Origin of the sequence: Paenibacillus sp. FSL R5-0623 (genome assembly GCF_037974265.1) — a bacterium.
Classification (GTDB): Bacteria; Bacillota; Bacilli; order Paenibacillales; family Paenibacillaceae; genus Paenibacillus.
This window is the reverse complement of sequence record NZ_CP150233.1, coordinates 189,309-208,404: the sequence shown is the minus strand read 5'-3', so window position 1 is coordinate 208,404 and position 19,096 is coordinate 189,309. Positions and strand designations below refer to the sequence as shown.

Annotated in this window: 14 protein-coding genes and 1 other RNA gene; all 15 read right to left on the bottom strand. The window is 46.5% G+C overall.

Going from position 1 to position 19,096, the window contains the following annotated elements; all coding sequences use genetic code 11:
- Nucleotides 1-178 precede the first annotated feature (178 nt).
- Complete coding sequence (locus tag MKY92_RS01000; RefSeq protein ID WP_339298783.1) at nt 179-1,492, bottom strand: extracellular solute-binding protein; 1,314 nt, start codon at nt 1,490-1,492, stop codon at nt 179-181.
- 191 nt (nt 1,493-1,683) lie between these two features.
- Nucleotides 1,684-3,462 carry a response regulator gene (locus MKY92_RS00995; RefSeq protein WP_339298782.1) on the bottom strand — a complete coding sequence of 593 codons (1,779 nt, stop codon included), beginning with the start codon at nt 3,460-3,462 and terminating at the stop codon, nt 1,684-1,686.
- Nucleotides 3,453-5,501: a sensor histidine kinase gene (locus tag MKY92_RS00990; protein WP_339298781.1), complete on the bottom strand. Its 2,049-nt coding sequence runs from the start codon at nt 5,499-5,501 to the stop codon at nt 3,453-3,455. The genes MKY92_RS00995 and MKY92_RS00990 overlap by 10 nt, the downstream gene beginning before the upstream one ends.
- 631 nt (nt 5,502-6,132) lie before the next feature.
- The gene (locus tag MKY92_RS00985) at nt 6,133-6,495 is read right to left on the bottom strand and encodes a hypothetical protein (RefSeq protein ID WP_339298780.1); all 363 of its coding nucleotides are present in this window, start codon (nt 6,493-6,495) and stop codon (nt 6,133-6,135) included.
- A 103-nt stretch (nt 6,496-6,598) separates the two neighbouring features.
- Complete coding sequence (locus tag MKY92_RS00980; protein WP_339298779.1) at nt 6,599-7,306, bottom strand: uracil-DNA glycosylase; 708 nt, start codon at nt 7,304-7,306, stop codon at nt 6,599-6,601.
- A 130-nt stretch (nt 7,307-7,436) separates the two neighbouring features.
- Entirely contained in the window at nt 7,437-8,363 is a 927-nt protein-coding gene (locus MKY92_RS00975) for a metal-dependent hydrolase (protein WP_339298778.1), read from the bottom strand.
- Nucleotides 8,364-8,908: 545 nt separating this feature from the next.
- Nucleotides 8,909-9,481, bottom strand: a complete 573-nt coding sequence (locus MKY92_RS00970; protein WP_339298777.1) for a zeta toxin family protein — start codon at nt 9,479-9,481, stop codon at nt 8,909-8,911.
- Nucleotides 9,474-9,671: a hypothetical protein gene (locus MKY92_RS00965; protein ID WP_036674733.1), complete on the bottom strand. Its 198-nt coding sequence runs from the start codon at nt 9,669-9,671 to the stop codon at nt 9,474-9,476. Before MKY92_RS00965 ends, MKY92_RS00970 begins: the two co-directional genes overlap by 8 nt.
- Before the next feature lie 87 nt (nt 9,672-9,758).
- Nucleotides 9,759-10,123: a transfer-messenger RNA gene (ssrA, locus tag MKY92_RS00960) on the bottom strand.
- A gap of 590 nt (nt 10,124-10,713) precedes the next feature.
- The gene (gene smpB, locus MKY92_RS00955; RefSeq protein ID WP_076254288.1) at nt 10,714-11,196 is read right to left on the bottom strand and encodes an SsrA-binding protein SmpB; all 483 of its coding nucleotides are present in this window, start codon (nt 11,194-11,196) and stop codon (nt 10,714-10,716) included.
- Between the two features lie 260 nt (nt 11,197-11,456).
- On the bottom strand, nt 11,457-14,255 hold the full coding sequence (gene rnr, locus MKY92_RS00950; protein ID WP_339298776.1) for a ribonuclease R: 2,799 nt from the start codon (nt 14,253-14,255) through the stop codon (nt 11,457-11,459).
- 561 nt (nt 14,256-14,816) lie between these two features.
- Nucleotides 14,817-15,050: a preprotein translocase subunit SecG gene (gene secG / locus MKY92_RS00945; RefSeq protein ID WP_339298775.1), complete on the bottom strand. Its 234-nt coding sequence runs from the start codon at nt 15,048-15,050 to the stop codon at nt 14,817-14,819.
- Between the two features lie 213 nt (nt 15,051-15,263).
- Complete coding sequence (eno, locus tag MKY92_RS00940; RefSeq protein WP_036616228.1) at nt 15,264-16,550, bottom strand: phosphopyruvate hydratase; 1,287 nt, start codon at nt 16,548-16,550, stop codon at nt 15,264-15,266.
- Between the two features lie 240 nt (nt 16,551-16,790).
- On the bottom strand, nt 16,791-18,335 hold the full coding sequence (gene gpmI, locus MKY92_RS00935) for a 2,3-bisphosphoglycerate-independent phosphoglycerate mutase (RefSeq protein WP_036616224.1): 1,545 nt from the start codon (nt 18,333-18,335) through the stop codon (nt 16,791-16,793).
- A 1-nt stretch (nt 18,336) separates the two neighbouring features.
- Nucleotides 18,337-19,089, bottom strand: coding sequence for a triose-phosphate isomerase (gene tpiA, locus MKY92_RS00930; protein ID WP_036616221.1), 753 nt, complete (start codon nt 19,087-19,089; stop codon nt 18,337-18,339).
- Nucleotides 19,090-19,096: the final 7 nt, after the last annotated feature.

Genomic DNA, 19,096 nt, shown 5'->3' with positions numbered 1-19,096 from the left:
CGGACCACGCCTTGTTTGGGTTCATCTTCATGATTGGAAGCGGTAGCATTGCAAGCTCACAAGGTCTATGCACAAGATATTCACAGGCAATTTGCAAAGACTTCTAGTGTAAGGACCTAAGGCCTGTAAGCATTTAAGCATGTAAGCTTGCACGCACGTATACCTGCCTATCTGTTTTCTATAGACTTAGCTCTGTTGGTTTGAGCTGTGCCATCTGTTTGCAGAACTCCTCCGGTGTTACATCGCCGGCAAGCAGCTGGGCAATCAGGTTTTTATGCGCTTCGGCAGACTCCGCAGGCAGAATGTTATCCCACCACGCGATGAATGAGGTCGCCGTTTTCATAATATCTGCCGCAGACAGATCAAGGGAGGACAGGCTGGATGTGTCGAGTGCATCGGTTTTCCAGCTTGGCAGACCCGCTCCAGCCAGGAAACCTTGCGTACCAAGCTGCTCACTCAGATACATGAGGAATTCCACGGCTTCCTTCGGATGTTTGGTATTCTGGTTGATGTAGAAACCATCGGCGGCACCGCCGAAGATTTCGTTATTTGTGCCTTTGCCATCCTCAAACACCGGGAACGGAATCACTTTCACTTTGCCTTTGACTGCGGAGGACGGGTCCCCAATGCCTGCATTCACCCAGTTGGCCTGGAACATCATCGCCCCGTTGCCTGCATTAAATGCCCCAAGCATCTCGTCATAGCTCATGCTGAACATGCTGCTGTTGAACGCTCCTGCTTGTGCAAGCTGTTGCATTTTGGTCGCAGCGGCAACAAAATCGGGCGAATCCCACTTTGACGGATCTTTAAAGGCTTCCATCACCGCAGCATTGCCTGCCTGACGCATCGCAATAATGTCGTACCAGTACATGCCCGGCCAGCGGTCCTTCTCTCCAATCACAGCCGGGGTAATTTCTGCCGCTTTCAGCTTGGTGACTGCATCCAGCAGTTCGTTATATGTGGTCGGAATCTTGGCACCCGCCTGCTCGAACAATTCCGTATTCACGTAAAGGTTGGCGATATGGGTATACACGGGCAATGTGTAGATTTTGCCGTCCATATTGATGGCCTCCGCCATACCCGGACCCATTCGTTCTTTGATATCGTCCGTCAGGTAACTTGAGATTTCCAGCACATTACCGGATTTGATGTACGGCTGCATGAAGCTGCCACCACCCATGCCATAGAACAGGTCTGGTGCTTCACCAGCTGCAATCGATGTTTTGACTTTGGTTTTGTACTGTTCTCCTGTCGTGCCCGTACGTTCAACCTGGATGTCCGGATGCTCGCTGTTCCATTTCTCAACAATCTCGGGCAGCAGCTTGGCCGAAGGATCGGTATTGCCGACCGATTGATCCCACAGCGTCAGCTTGATCTTGCCATCGCTTTCCCCCTGTGCACCACCGGACGAACCGGATGAACATGCCGCGAGACTGCTTACAATTCCCAGAGTCAGAATTAGACTTGCTGATTTTTTTAATAGCGCTTTCATCTCTATGGACCTCCCTATGTGTTTTAGTTGGTTCTAGCCCATATTTTAGGCGAACTGTGCGTTGTTCTCCATTTAGAAAACAGGCATCGATTTGTAATATTCGAACATATGTGGAATTGGAACTGGAAGTGGGTTTACGCTCAAACCTTCTCTGCACTCCCCCACACTCCCCATTTTTGCATTCTCGTTTTTCAGGTTTTTACATTCCGATATTCATTCATTGACCGACCCATATGTTTTTTGAACAAGACGCTGAAATAATGCGGGTCCGGGATGCCTACCTGCTGCCCGATCTCATACCCCTTTAAATCGGTCTGCTTCAGCAGCGTTTCGGCCTTTCTCATACGAAGCTGTGTCATATATTCCACAAATGTCTGCCCGGTTTCTTTTTTCATCAGCCGCCCCAGATGGCCCGAACTTACGTAAAAAGCAGCCGCGGTGCTGGAAAGCCCCACTTCCGCATTGCCCATGTTCTCTTCAAGATAAGCCATCACCCGGTCGATCAGATTGCCCTCCTTGGCCTGTCGCTTGGCTTGTATGACATCCGATACGGTGCGGACATGCTGCTCCAGCATACTTTTTAGTTCAGGCAGATGACCTGCTGTAAAAATGACCGCAACGGCCTCTTTGTTCAATGCGTGCTCTCCCTCAAGCTGCTGCTCTATGGCAGCACGCTGGCACTCCGTAACCACATCCAAGGCCGCCACCCGAAACTGTGAAACGTCCGAGAATGGCACAGACAGCATTCGCTCCAGCAATAATACCGCTTCTTCCCGCGCACCAACACTGACGTAAAATTGCAGTTGTTGGAGCAATTGAGCATCCGAGTGGTAGGGATTTTTTCCGCCTTCGATGACCAGATCTTCGAAGCAAATGACCTGATTTTTCCCCACAAACGCTTGATAATCGAGTGCACGACAAGCTTCCCGGTAGCCCACACAAGCCTTTCCCCATCTTGATTGCCATTGCCCAATCCCTACAGTCACATCCACTTCGCACCCTTCGAGCTTAAGCGTCTGTTGAAGTTCTTCCTGAAGCTGCTGTACCTGATTGGCAAATTCCGTATCCACACCAAGCGAGAGTACAACGATTCGGTTATGCGGGTCCATAACGATAATGGTTTGTGAATCCTCCGGATAAAAAGCCTGCACCTGCTTCATGCCTACCATTCGCAGCAGAATATGTATTTCCTCAACGGTTTGTGGATGGGCTTCTGTCTGATGCTGGCTTAATTGGGGCTGACCGTGTTGAGGCGCTCCTTGAACTTGGCTGAGTTGGTGTGGTTGACGGGCTTGATGAGCTTCATGAACTTGATGAGATGTCTCGGACAAATGTGGATATACCTCTGGTGCATCTATCTTCGCTTGCGGTACAGCAACCTCAACCTCCATTACTGCAATGCGCAACCCTGGTTTACCTGAAGAGATGGGAATGCCGAAGAAATGCGCCTTCTCTTGTAGTTCATGCTCAGGTATCACGTCACTTAACCATTGATTCACAAACCTCTCCCTGAGATAAGGCAGGCTCTGCTTCATCTCCTCCCGCAGCTTCATCAGCTCGTACTCACGCCCCATCTCCTGCTCGATTGCCGCTCGTAGCTTCGCCGTAACCTGTAATAACTCAGAAGCACGAATGGGTTTCAAAATAAAATCGGATATGCCCAGCTTCACACTCTGACGAGCATACTCAAATTCATCATGTCCCGTCACAACCACGATTTTTATGTTCGGGTAACGCTCCATGAGAATGCCGCTCAGTTCAATGCCGCCCATCTTGGGCATGTATATGTCCGTGAACACGATGTCTGGACGCAGCAGCTCAACCTGCTCCAAAGCCTCTTCAGCATCGGAGGCCTCGCCAATAATGGTCATACCTTGCTGCTTCCAATCGATACGCATACGCAGCAGATTTCGGATGAGGTACTCGTCATCCACAATCAATACCTTTAATGGTTCGATAGTTAATTCCATGATTCATCGGCTCCCTTCGGGATCGTTATGATAATGGTTGTTCCTTTTCCAACCTCGCTATGCAGCTTGAGTCCATCTTCTTTGTCATAAAAAATGCGAAGCCGCTCCATCGTCCCCCACAAACCAAAGCTTGGATTGTGTTTAGAGTTAAAGGTAGGATTAGAAAGATTGGAAATATTAGTTGAATTAGAGGGGTTAGATGAGTTAGTTGAGTCAGAACGGTTAGAACTGTTTATTTCTTTGCGTTGAACCTGCTGTATCTCTTCCTCGGACATACCGACTCCGTCGTCAGTAATCGTTAGAAGCACCCCTTCCTTGGATCGACGAGCTTGAATGCGTATCGTGCCCGGGCTGCCTTTGGGACGAATGCCATGATACAGTGAATTTTCCACCAGCGGCTGGAGTACAAGCTTGGGAATCATCACTCGCTCACAATCTGAATCAATATCGTATTGCACCTCAAATACACCGGGGTATCGCACCTGTTGGATCGTCAGATAATTGCGTACAATCTCAACCTCCTCGTGCAGTGTAATTAGTTCACGGCCTTTGCTGACACTCAGCCGATAGTAACTTCCAAGCGCTTCTAACAGCTCACATACCTTATCGTTCATGCCCGACATCGCCAGAGAGGTAATAGAATCCAGTGTGTTGTATAGAAAATGCGGCTTGATCTGCGCCTGAAGTGTATTCAGCTCTGCTCGGCGGATCGTCTGCTGCTCCTGAATGATGCACTTCAGCATCTGGTCAATCTGCTCAATCATCTGGTTGTATCCTCCATATAGCTGTGCGAATTCGTAGCTGTTCAGCTCAACCGTCACTTTGCGGAAATTGCCGCTTGGTGCTTTCTGCATGGAACGAAGCAACTTGTGAATCGGCTTAATGACGCTGCGCGAGATGATGAATGAACTGACAAAAAAGACCGTCCCGTTCACTGCCAGTAGAATCAACGCAAGCAACACCATGGATTTATTACGGGTATCTGTAGCCTGGTATGGACTCATGCTGATGAATTTCCACTGATCATCACCAGCCGAACGATAGGTCACCGCATATTCCTGTCCACGTGAATGTAAAGTGATGAAGCCGGAGGGCTGCTCTTGAAATGTTTGTTTTAACTTGGCCTGATTAGCCTCTAACATCTCGTACATCCCTCCCTGTACAGAAGCGGCAGACATGGATGAGTCGGATACAGCAGGCACAGCCTTCTTTCCATCGGTTGCGTTCGTTGCGATCACCCGCTGATGCTCATCCAGAATGGCGACCTGAAATGAATCCGGTGCAGATAGGTTGGCATAGGCTTGAGCAATGGATGCCCCCTTGATGTTCATGACCAGAAAGCCAAGTGGAGACGTATCATCCAAATCGCGAATGAGGCGAATAAATGAGACCACCTCTTGCCCATCATTCTCCCCCGTCGCCGAGACTCCGCTATCGTTGTTGCCACCATTCAGCCTGAGAAGATATCGTCCGTTGTGCTTCAAAGCCTGTTCGTACCACGGCGCTTCCTTCACATTCGCTTCCATAAACGTGGGCCATTCCTGTGTACCGACAGAGAATCGGTGACCCGAATTATCATAAATATAGACTGAATCAATAATTGGAACCGCTTGCATGAGATTGGTCAAATACGCGCTGACCTTGGACTGTGTCTGTAAATTGGAGTACACATTGCCCTGCCGCAGTAGGTTCTGCAAGTTGGGATCGGAGAAAATCATCTTCGAATAATTGTTCACGTTCCCGATCATCAGATTAACATTGGTCTCAATGGATGTGATTGTCTGCAGTGATGCTTCATTAATCTTTCGCTGCGCGTCATTTTCCGAGATTCGATTCAACACCAACGCACTGAACGCCACCGTTAGCAGAATAATGACAAAGTAGGCAAACGGGATTTTAAAAGCCAGCGTCTTGGGCTTGCGTCGAATAAACTCTTTGAAACGGGGAGCCCAATTCTTCTTCATTGCACTGGTGTTCGCTTGTGTATTTGCGTTTACTTCTGCATCGGTCTCAATATCTGATTGGGTCGTTGCTTTCACTTCTATTTTTCATCTCCCTCTGTTACTGCTCCTTCATCTGATGTTGCATCGTTTGCTCTTTGATTCAATGTGACCTCCTTTGGTTCCGATGTGTGATGGGTTTATCGGTTGTGATCGGATGACCTGTTGTGATATCCACCACTCTCTCGGATTTTATACAATTGTATATTATAGGACTGTGTATGGAGCAGGCTCAATTCTTTTTATCGCTTGGGGATAGTTTGACTGAGTGAAATAGAATGAGATTTGGGGATCTGATTGTTGTGAATGCTACGGGTAGGGCCCCAGTAATTGGAGCCGCAAGGAGTACTGCTTTATAAATGCTGGAGGTACAGATAATAAGTTGTGGTTTGTGCCGGATGGAGAGTGAAGCGGGGGAGAAGCGGAGGGTCTGAATACACAAAAGACGATGATACACGTCTACTTGATATGCACATACTTTTGAGCAAGATTACAATATCTACGGGCATCATTCTTACTAATGGCAGTGTGTTGATCGAGTGGTTAAGGTTGGGAAGTCCAATCATCGTTTTCTCGTATGATGAATTTAAGTGGGGAAAGTGTCGGAGGCAAACTGCCCATGGGCAGGACAAGTACAGAGTTCGTTATGGTAAGAAACAGCGAATCGTGATCAAAGCGAGAATTCGGTAACGCCTTTTTTGGAGGCATATTTCAGCGTGTAGCTTCCTTCTGTGCCATATGGCATCGTAGCGATTTGGATGCGGGTGTAATCCAACCGACTCTCCCTCAGCACTTTTTTAACTAGCGCTATGCTCCGATCCTCGTCCGTTACCACACAGAAAATGTTCATTACATATTGCTTTGGATCAGCCACACGGCTACCCAGATCACATCCATCCACCTCCCCCAAATCCGCCTGGGTCAGAACGGTTTCCAGATATTCCATCACCTTTTCCTTCAACCAATGATCTCGTTTGCTACCCTGCGCGCTCTTCAGTGGATATTGCACCACAAGCCAGTATTTTTCATTCATTCAGCTTCACCAACCAATCTTATAGGATAGGCATTACGTTATGTGCGAGCACTTGAACGATAAGGTGCATATGTCAGCCTTACATTTCTCCAGTTCAAAATGGCTAGATAATTGACCTTACTGCTTTTTGGAATTGTACTGCCCTTCCATTTGCAGGATGGGGAACATGGTGATGTTTAATGAGATGGGAGCTTAACGTGTCTGCTGACTTTCTGCCAATAGCCACGATCTGAGCATCAGGATTTAGTTGCATAAGCTGTCTGGCAAACGGCAAACCATCCTCCAACTCTGCCAAAGTCGGCGTACGATTCGTCATCCTGTTTTCAGAAGATTGATAAGGATGAAAGGGATAGATGTTCCAAAATATAAAGTCCGTTGGTTTCCACCTGGAACTGAATAACACTTCGCCCCATATAATAGATGCTGTCGGCTCTGTGAAACCATACAGTGCCTGACTCCGATTAGGTTTGACGATATTGGGCAGGCTTGTTCGGACACCCGGCTCACCTGCAAAAATCATCTGGTGATTCACCAGTGAGTGATTCCCGGTAACCATTCGCTCGGACGTCAAGGGTACGCCGGAGAACCTCGCCCCTTGATATCCCACAGCTTCAGCAATAAAAATATACCGAGCCTTGGACATTCTCGGTTCCAAATACCTGACCAAATGTTCAGAACGAATCTCCACCGCTTCGGGGCCGATATCATAGCCCGTCACATAATCTCTCCAAGGATTAATCACATTTACGGGCGAGACATATGATTGTATCCCTGCAACAAAATCGCGAATCTCTTGCTGCGTTTGGCTCATGCTTCTTGGCCTCCTTTGGGAGATACAGAGTATATCGGGCTAGCATCAACTTATGTTACAAAGATTATAGCATAAACAGAAAAACCACCAACCAGACCGCTGGTTGATGGTGGATAGAAACTGTAGAAAACTATTGCGGTATAACTTCTTCCCACTGACCATTGGTGGTTTCTTTGTAGGTAAAAATGTTTCCATCATACTTTCCCTGAATAAAGTTAGAACCCGCTTCTTTCCATTCCTTAGTAACAGATAGGAAAACTTTAGAATTCTGTGAATTTATTGGAACATACTTTCCTCTTGATAAATTTATCTCAAAGGCTACTGGATAAAAATCGTACCAGAATAGTTTGTCTGATTTCTCTCCCAGTATACCTGCATCACCACCTTTAGAGAAATGAGGACTGATGACTCGAAACCTGAACTCTAACCACTTTCTGGGATCTAAAGGAAATTCATAATGACTATCGGGCTCCACTATAATATATGACTTTTCAGGAACTGGGTGTTGAACTTGAACTTTGTGCTCGATTATTTCTTTTGATATTATTTGAAAAACTAAATATACCAATATGAATAGTATCGAAGTAACTACGGGTAATTTAGGCTTGTCCCTCAAAAAAACACTCAATCCAAGACCAATAATTAACGGAAACCATATCCATGGATCTCCCAATGTAATGGCTTCCATAATATATGATTTATCGCTAAGGGGGTAGAATGCTGGTAAATCATGTCCCATATAGTCTAAAAATAAGTGTCCAAACAAGACAGAAAAAATAGAGGATCCCCAGATTAATTTGAAACTTGTCTTTTTATAGAATAATTTTGTCAAATATGCTATTCCTAAAACTAAAAAAGGTGTAAATAATACAGAATGGGACCACGGAGCTACACTTCTATCCCCAAAAATATCAGGAATTATTCCACACAGTGCACCCGAACATAAACATATCATAAGATTTTTCCATGTATCCCTTGGCAAAAAGCAGTATGCAATTACCGCCCCAAGAAGAGCATGTGATAGAACATGAAAAAACAAATATAAGTACGGATCCAAAATAACTACTCCTTTACTCTGTTATAGAATCAACATTGTGCTATGTAATGTTACACACTATAAAATTAGTTTTTCATAAAATAGACCCTGAGAGTCAAGCCTCTTCCAAAGATCTGCGGGGAGTAGTCTCAGTATGGATGTTACCTAATCTAATTTCTTAATACTAAATTCGAGCACAAATCAACGTAGGCTCCACAAAATAGAATCAACAAGCTATTAAAAATCCTCATAACAATGGATGGCCCGTATGTATTTTCTATTATCATAATTTGGTCTAGTTAAAGCAGGCTATAGATACCTATATACGTTTCAGAACCTAAATGTACCTGATATACTTTCTTAAAGCTTTTCGACCTACATATACCTCGATTCCCTCCATTTATATAATTTAGGTTATTATATCATAAAATAAAAATCCACCAACCAGAACAATGGTTGGTGGATTTTGCTTACTCTAATGGAGGTGAGGGGGTATCGAACCCATGTCCGAAGATAACGGAACAAAAGCTTCTACGGGTATAGTCACTGTTGTGATGTCCCGTGTATCAGTAACCCACAAGAACAGGATTAGCCCAAGCAGGTATGGACTCAACACAATAGATCAAATCACCCTGTATGATTTCAGCAATAATTAAAGGCTCGTATGTATTATCAATGATGATAACCCGATCTGCGATAGATAGAGCCGGTTTAAGGTTCTTCAAAGACTGACCATATCGATAACGAATGTCTTCTTCTGCAATCCAATGTCCACCTTGTTCAACACGAGAGGCAACACGATCTATATGCATTTGCACATCCTCAAGGCCGATATAGTATACGACAATTTCGTAACTGTTTTCTTTTGCAATTTCCATATGTTTTAAAACAAATGATCCGGACAGTGTCGTTTCAATAGCGAAGTTTACACCACTTTTAATGAGAGATCGGATTCTTTTCACAGCTTCCCTGCCAGCAGACAGGTCAGCACTGCGCGGATTCTCTGGCTTCAACTCTCTTGCAATTTGATCCGGATCAACCAGTTCACCAAGCCACTCTCTCATTTGCATACTGAGTGTACTTTTCCCTGCTCCATTGGTTCCAGCAAATACCGTCATGACTGGTCTGATTTCACTCATGATACTCAAACTCCTGGCGTTTCCCAGTAGCATCAAATATAATTTCAAATTTATTACCCGCAGCATCCTCACGAACGCGTTTGTTATTCTTTATATAATAAATAGAGGCGCCTGATTCTTTAGCTTGTTTCCGTGCATGTTGACTTGCTTTGTTTAAAATTTCTTGGAGTTGTTTTCGATTTGTAAACATCCTGAGTCCCCCAATCTAAATTTCTGTTTATTATATCATAAACTAAAAAACCACCAACCAGATTTACTGGTTGATGGTTTTTTACTCTAATGGAGGCGAGGGGAGTCGAACCCCTGTCCGAAGATAACGGCACATAAGCTTCTACGGGTGTAGTCACAGTTTTGATGTCACCCGAGTATCGCCCCGTAACCGGCTATACGTTGGGTCAGCCTGATTGTCTTCTTCAGCACACCCCAGGCGGAGATGTGACAGCGTATCCCACTACTAGTTAGCCCCTATCCCTGTCACATGGGCGATGCAGGGTAGAAGCACGCACACAGTTTCTTAGGCTGCGAAAGCGTAGTTTGTTTGTTGTTTGCCGTTTAATAGGCTTTAGCGTTGATGAAGCGGACGCGTCCCCACTACCCGCTACCCATGCTCGAACTATCCCCGTCGAATCCATAAACGCCCCCTCAAATTAAGAAGGGCTCCAGGATTAATCCGTGAATACGGAGCAAAGGTGCTGCACATCTTTTTCCTCCAAGGTAAAAAGATGCTTCTTTCAAACTCGGCATTCCTGTCTGCTACATGAGTAATCATAACACAGGAGACATCACCGAAATAGTACAGATTGCTGGAAGACATTCCAGTAGGCTGAGCATGTGTACAAGGTTATCCAATACAACAAGCTCAATCGTCTACATATTATACCGCGTCACCAATCGGAAGTAAAGTTTACCCAGATCGGATCACGAACAACGGCACCTAAGTATCTTACCCACGTTTCAGGCAAACTACGCAAAGGCTAAAAATTTAGATTCATCAACGCGCCAAGCTCCATGCTCCTACCGACTTCCCTTCAACACATATCAAAGGAAATCACCACACAATACACTTCAGCAACTCACACCACATCCCCTTTCCACTAAAAATAAAAAAAGCCTCAATCTTGCCCATTTCAGGACAAACCTTGAGACTCCTTAATTCGTACATCACTCTTCAAATCTCCATTACAAAACTAACTTATACACCTAAAGTAAAGCATTTACGCCCAGCCATCAACTTAACGTGCAACCTTCTGCTTCTCGCGCAGTACCCGTTGGATATCACGTTGAGCATCGCGTTTCGCAGCAGTTTCACGTTTGTCGAATTGCTTCTTACCTTTACCCAGTCCGAGCAAAAGCTTTGCATAACCGTTACGTATATAGATTTTCAGTGGCACAATGCTGTACCCATCCTGTTTCGACAGCCCGAGCAGCTTGTGGATTTGCACTTTATGCATCAACAACTTGCGCGTACGTGTCGGATCGAGCGGATTATTTCGGTTCCCTTGTTCAAAAGGACTAATATGCATATTGTGAATATGAATCTCACCGTTCCGAATCGTGGCAAATGCATCACCAATATTCGCACGGCCGTTGCGAAGAGATTTGATCTCCGTTCCGGTAAGCACCATGCCCGCTTCATACGTATCTTCAATGAAGTAGTCATGGGAAGCCTTTTTATTCTGTGCGAGCACTTTACTCTGTCCATCATTCTTGCCCATGTCCTCACTCCTTCTCCGTAAAATAAGCCGGTACCATGCTCTATAGCAGCGCACCCAATGTTGCACCAAGGTACCACGTGCCAGACCTCAATTGTAGCAAGTACGGCTGTTAAAATCAAGAAAGAGGCGACCTCTGCCGCCTCTCCTCTTTACACCACTTTCGAACTGTGCGAAACAACACACCGGCTGAAGTGACTATTTTCTCCAACGCTTAACCTGGAGGAACGAATTGTAATCCATCTCTTCAAGTTAAGTTAGCTTTATTTTTTCTTTTTTCGTACAAAAGCTGCCGTGCCGTTACCAGCTGCACCGTTGCTCTTCTTCCGCTTGCGTCGTGGTGCTCCGCCTTCCTGAGCGCCACCAGGAGTTGCATTCTCTCCAATAAATACGCCGCTCGGCGAAGTGTTCTTGCGTCCACTTCCGCCTTTTCCACCTTTACCGCCGCCCTTGCCGGACTTAAAGCTTCCTTCACCGCGACCGCTGCCGCTGTTCAGGCCACTTCCTTGTCCACCGGTTGAACTACTATCCGATCCACCCGATGTAGAGCCATATCCGCCTTTACCTGAGCCAAAACCAAAGCTCACCGCGCCTTTGCCCCGGCCAGTTGATCCACCAGCATCACTAGCACGACGCTCACCTTTAGGTTTGCCACCGCCTTTACCTGCGTAGCCACCAGATGAGCCTGCTCCCGCGCCTGCACTCGCTGCTCCACTGCGACCGCCACGTCCACCTTTGCTGCTCTCTTCCGTTGATCTGCCACCACGGCTAGCTCCAGCACCTGTCGAACTGCCTTTGCCGCCACGTGAACCGCTGAATCCACCTGGTCCACCCTTGGCACCGCCGCGTCCGCCGCCGCTACCAGGAGGACGTCCACCTTTCCCGCTACGTCCGCCACCGAAGCCGCCAGGACGTTCACCGCGAGGTTTCATATCCACCATTTCAAAATCAATTGTATACTCTTCCATGCTTACACGTGCCACACGAATCTTCACTTCATCACCGATGCGGAAGACTTTCGAGGTACGTTCACCAATCAGAGCCATATGCTGATCGTCAAAATGGTAATAGTCGTCCGTGAGCGCGCTCAGGCGAATCAGGCCTTCAACCGTGTTCTCCAGTTCAATGAACATACCAAAGCTGGTCACACTGCTGATCATGCCTTCGAACTCTTCGCCTACTTTATCGAGCATGTACTCGGCTTTTTTCATTTTCTCCGTATCCCGCTCAGCTTCTACCGCCACACGTTCACGTTCCGAAGACTGCTGCGCAATATCGGACATGCGTGCTGCCAAATACTCCTGACGATTCTCCGGCAAAGCACCATTATTTTCAATGACTTCGCGAATCACCCGGTGAATGACAAGATCGGGATAACGACGAATTGGAGACGTAAAGTGACTATAGAATTCTGCCGCGAGGCCAAAGTGACCCGACATTTCAGAATCATACTTTGCCTGTTTCATCGAACGCAACATCATCGTACTAATCACAGTTTGTTCTTTCGTTTCTTTGATATCCTCAAGCAACGATTGAAGCGCCCGTGGGTGAATCGCATTGCCACGTCCTTTGACCTGGTGTCCAAAATTCGCCGCAAAGGCGAGGAAATTTTGCAGTTTTTCCTGATCCGGATCTTCGTGCACACGATAAATGAACGGAACCTTCAACCAGTGGAAATGCTCTGCCACTGTTTCGTTCGCTGCCAACATGAACTCCTCAATGATTTGCTCGGCAATCGAACGCTCCCGTTTTACGATATCTACCGGTTTGCATTCTGCGTCCACAATGATTTTGGATTCTTCAAAATCAAAGTCAACCGCACCACGGCGCATACGCATAGCACGCAGCTTCAAGGCGATCTCTTTCATCAGATGGAAATCATCTACCAGATCCTTATAACGCTCGAGCAATTCCGGCTCTTCACCTTCTAGGATTTTACGGACGTTCGAATACGTCATCCGCTCCTTGGTTTTGATTACACTCGTGAAAATGTCATGTTTTACAACCTTCATCTGGTCGTTGAACTCCATCTCACAAGACAGGGTCAAGCGGTCTACCTGCGGGTTCAAACTACAGATCCCGTTGGACAGACGTTGTGGCAACATAGGAATGACCCGGTCTACCAAATACACACTGCATCCACGGTTATAAGCTTCTTGATCAAGCTTGGAATTCTCCTGTACATAATAGCCGACATCGGCAATATGAACGCCAAGACGATAATTACCGTTAGGAAGCTTCTCTACGTTAACAGCATCATCCAGATCCTTGGCATCTTCGCCATCTATCGTGACAATGTTAAGTCCGCGCAAATCACGGCGACCCTGTTGTACTATCTCTTCATCCGTGATGGAGTCTGGTGCTTTCTCCGCCTCTTCTACCACTTCATCCGGGAAAGCTTCAGGCAGCTGATGCTTGCGAATGACGGACAAAATATCAATACCCGGCTCATCCTTATGACCAAGAATCTCGATCACTTCACCCTCTGCTGCCGCACGGCCCTCCGGATAGCTGACGATCTTTGCTACGACCTTCTGTCCATCAACCGCCCCAGCAAAGTTGGTACGCGGGATGAAAATATCGCGATTAATCCGTTTGTCATCCGGAATGACAAATCCGTACACCTCATGACTCTGGAACACACCAACGACTTGGGTCACAGCACGAGTAACAATACGGACGATCTCACCCTCCAGGCGACCACCTGAAGGTCCTTGAGATGTGACTTTAACCAATACCGTATCACCATTCATCGCACTTTTCATATCATTGGCGTGAATGTACACATCCGGGTGCTCCCGATCCTCAGGAATAAGGAAAGCGAAACCTTTGGCGTGAGCCTGTAAACGTCCGCGTACCAAATCCATGCGCTCTGGCATGCCATAGCGATTGTTACGGGTCAGCAAAACTTTACCGGATTCCTCCAGCGTATTAAGCATAATCAAAAAGGCTTTGAAATCAGCTGCATCTTCGATCGCGAAGTGCTGTTCCAACTCCTGATAAGTCATGGGTTTATAAGCGGTCTCCCGCATGAAGTCGAGCAATTGTTGTTCTGTTATCATTAATATATTCACCTCTGGAAACATAAAAGTGTAAGCAAGTCTCATCTCTTTATGTATCGGAATTCTTACCATTTTCATGATACACATAGCCACTGCCGTGTAGAGTGTAGTAGTGAAACCATACTATCTCATACCCTAGTATACACGAATTCAATCCGGACCATCCGTACCTCGCAAAAAAACCGCGGTTGCCGGGCGCTCCGGGATAATCACGCTTTACACATATCTCTACAGACATTTTATGCGGCACAGATGCAGTACGCTTCTGAAAAGGACTAGACCCAAAAAATATCTGTACACATGACATTCATTATAAGGAGTGAGTTCGCGTAACGAATAAGCGAGGGTCATACCATACATGATAGGGGTGTGTTGCATGATAAGGAAGGAAAACCAAACAGAAGTGAGAAGAAGACCGAAAATCATGGAGTCTATAGATTAGATTGTTGGAAAAGTTTGGACGTGTAAGAATTTATTAAAAAACCCCCGTTTCTTCACGAAACGAAGGTTCATCAATTAAGCCATTAGCTTAAGCTATTCATTGAACAGCAATTCCGGATCTTACTTGGAAGCCACTGTAACAATAATAGACAAAATCATAAATCCTGCACCCAGTACCACCGTTGCACGTTGCAGGAAGAGATCCAATCCGCGCGCTTTCGTTTTACCGAAAAGATGTTCCGCACCACCGGAGATGGCACCCGCCAAACCAGCGCTTTTCCCGTGCTGCAGCAATACTACAGTGATTAGACCGATCGAGAAAACAACGAGCAGCAATTTCAAAGCAATATCCATTCTTTCCACCTCCTACCCATGTGGGCATAACATCTCACCATAAAAACAGTTACTTTAATTGTAACATAGCTATGGTTGTACTACAAGTAGTACAGTTTATACAATGCCCTAAATTTCACCATCTGCGTGATCCTTATGTTATATCATTACTCCGTTTCAATGAAAAAAGACAAGCCGGTTATCCGGCTTGTCCGTAAAAGCTGGATATCCAGCTTATTTTTTAAGGTTGTAGAATCCTTTAAGACCATTGTATTGAGCCAGTTCACCCAGTTGATCCTCAATGCGGAGCAATTGGTTGTACTTCGCGATACGGTCTGTACGGGAAGGAGCACCCGTTTTGATTTGACCAGCGTTAGTTGCAACAGCGATATCAGCGATTGTGCTGTCTTCGGACTCACCGGAACGGTGGGAGATTACAGCTGTGTATCCTGCGCGTTTAGCCATTTCGATTGCATCAAATGTTTCAGTCAATGTACCGATTTGGTTAACTTTGATCAGGATGGAGTTACCGATACCTTCGTTGATACCTCTGCCCAGACGCTCAGTGTTTGTTACGAACAGGTCATCACCAACGAGTTGTACTTTGTCTCCCAATTTCTCAGTGAGCAATTTCCAACCATCCCAGTCATCTTCGGACATACCGTCTTCGATTGTGATGATTGGGTATTTCTCAACCCATGAAGCCAGAAGGTCAACATACTCAGCGGAAGTGTAAGATTTACCTTCGCCAGCAAGTGTGTACTTACCATCTTTGTAGAACTCAGTGGAAGCAACGTCCATACCCAAGAATACGTCAACGCCTGGTTTGTAACCAGCTTTTTCAATTGCTTCGATGATTGTAGTGATTGCTTCTTCGTTTGAACCAAGGTTTGGTGCGAAACCACCTTCGTCACCTACAGCTGTGTTCAAGCCTTTGGAGCTCAATACGGATTTCAGGTTGTGGAAGATCTCTGCACCTACGCGAAGAGCTTCTTTGAAGCTTGGTGCTCCAACTGGAAGAACCATGAACTCTTGAACGTCGATGTTGTTGTCAGCATGCTCACCACCGTTGATGATGTTCATCATTGGAACTGGCAATGCTTTAGCGTTGAATCCGCCCAGGTAAACGTACAATGGCAGGTCCAGAGCGTCAGCAGCTGCGCGAGCTACTGCCATGGATACAGCCAGGATTGCGTTAGCACCCAGTTTACCTTTATTTGGCGTACCATCCAAAGTGATCATCAATTTGTCGATACCCAGTTGATCCAATGCATCCATACCGATAACTTCTGGAGCGATTGTTTCGTTTACGTTTTTAACAGCTTGCAGAACGCCTTTACCGAGGTAACGGGATTTGTCACCATCGCGAAGCTCAACTGCTTCGTGGGCACCAGTGGATGCACCAGATGGAACGATTGCGCGTCCGATTGCGCCGGACTCCAGGTATACTTCAACTTCTACTGTAGGGTTACCGCGGGAGTCGAGGACTTCGCGAGCGTACACGTCAGAAATAATAGTCATTTGTGATAATCTCCTTTATAGTTGGGATTTAATTTTGGGACCAACTTGTGTTTGCCCTTATTTCACTACGTCAGCAGAATCGTCTTCCGATCGCTGTTATCCCCTGATTCCTTTGAACTTATTCTCATAAGCTGGAATCATGTGATAAAGGCAAACGCTAACGCTTCTTCAGACAATTTCTGCTTCCTTCGTTCCATGTGCAAACGCCAAACCGTCCAATTATATATGTTGTTGCGTAACTTATTTACGGGTAGCGATGACGGATGTACCTGTCATCTCAGCCGGTTTAGGCAATTGCATCAGGTCAAGGATCGTTGGCGCGATATCCGCCAGGATTCCGCCTTCACGCAAAGTTACATTGGCATCCGTAACGATGAATGGAACTGGGTTCGTTGTATGAGCTGTGAACGGACGTCCTTTCTCATCGAACACCATATCCGCGTTACCATGATCCGCCGTGATCAGTACAACGCCGCCTTTGGCAAGTACTGCATCCACAACACGGCCCATGCACTCATCTGTTACTTCAACCGCTTTGATGGTAGGCTCCAGCATGCCGGAGTGTCCAACCATGTCAGGGTTAGCAAAGTTCAGAATGATAGCGTCATGTTTGTCTGCTTCGATCTCGCGAACACATGCGTCGGCTACTTCATACGCGCTCATCTCCGGTTGCAGATCATACGTTGCAACTTTTGGTGAGTTGATCAGTACACGAGTTTCGCCCGGAAGCTCCACATCACGACCGCCGCTGAAGAAGAAGGTAACGTGCGGGTATTTCTCAGTTTCTGCAATACGCAGTTGTTTTTTATTGTTCTGTACCAGAACTTCACCCAGGGTGTTGTCGAGGTTCTTCGGCGAATATGCCACATAACCTTCAACCGTCTCGCTGAACAAAGTCAAGCATACAAAGTGCAAGCCCACAGGGAACTTCGGACCACGATCGAAACCGCGGAAATCCTGGTTTGTGAATACTTGCGACAACTGGATCGCACGGTCAGGACGGAAGTTGAGGAAGATAACGGAATCGCCGCTCTCAACCAAACCTACCGGCTCACCATCCGCTTTGACGATAACCGTTGGTTCAACGAATTCATCAAATACGGATTTCTCATACGATTCTTCAACCGCTTTGAGTGGGTCAGTGTATTTTGGTCCATCTCCATAAACGATGGCGCGGTATGATTTCTCAACCCGTTCCCAACGTTTGTCACGGTCCATCGCGTAATAGCGACCTTGAACCGTTGCGATTTTACCTACACCGACTTCTTCAATCTTGGCGATCAGCTTCTGCATGAAGTCTTTACCACTGTCTGGCATAACATCACGGCCATCCATGAAAGCATGAATATATACATCATTCATTCCTTCTTTTTTGGCCAGATCTAGCATAGCAAACAGGTGGTCGATGTGACTATGTACGCCGCCATCGGACAACAAGCCGTAGAGATGAAGCTTTTTGCCGCTTTGTTTCGCTTCGCGAACGGCTTTGACAAGTGTTTCATTGTCGTAGAACTCGCCGTCACGAATGGATTTGGAGATACGGGTCAAATCCTGGTATACGATCCGGCCAGCACCAATGTTCAGGTGACCTACCTCGGAATTACCCATTTGCCCTTCTGGCAAACCTACAGCTTCACCGCAAGCAGTGAGTGTTGTATGTGGGAATTGGCTCATGAAACGGTCGTAGTTCGGTTTCTTGGCTTGCGCTACCGCGTTGCCTTCCACCGTGTTACGAAGACCAAAGCCATCCATGATGATCAGTGCTACAGGTTTTGGAGCTGTCATCTTACTTCGCCCCCTCAACAAGCGCGATGAACGAAGCCGGCTGCAAGCTGGCACCGCCAACAAGTGCGCCGTCGATGTCGCTTTGTCCGAGGTATTCTGTTACGTTCTCCGGTTTAACACTGCCGCCGTATTGAATACGAACTGCATTCGCAACCGTCTCGTTGTACAGATCCTTCACCAGCGTACGGATGTAAGCAATAACTTCATTCGCATCTTGGGAAGTAGAGGATTTGCCTGTACCAATCGCCCAGATTGGCTCATAAGCGATAACAACTTGTGCCGCTTGCTCTGCAGACAGACCTGCAAAAGCAGCTACTGTTTGCACTTTGCATACGTCTTTTGTTTGGTTCGCTTCACGCTCTTCAAGCGTCTCACCAAGGCAGAAGATTGGAGTCAATCCGTGACGGAATGCTGCATGCAACTTTTTATTGACAGTCTCATCGGTTTCCGCAAAATATTGACGGCGCTCCGAGTGACCAATAATGACATAATCCACACCCAGGTCTTTCAGCATCACGCCACTGATTTCACCTGTGAATGCACCGTTATCTTCAAAGTGAAGATTTTGTGCACCAATTTTGATGTTTGTACCTTTAACGGCTTCTACCAGGGATGGCAGATTTGTAAACGGTGCGCAGATTACAGTCTCCACGCCTTCAACTTCCGCTTTTCCTTTAACTTCCTGAATGAAGTCATTGGACTCGGAAACCGTTTTGAACATTTTCCAGTTACCTGCGATAATCGGTGTTCTCATGGGTTTC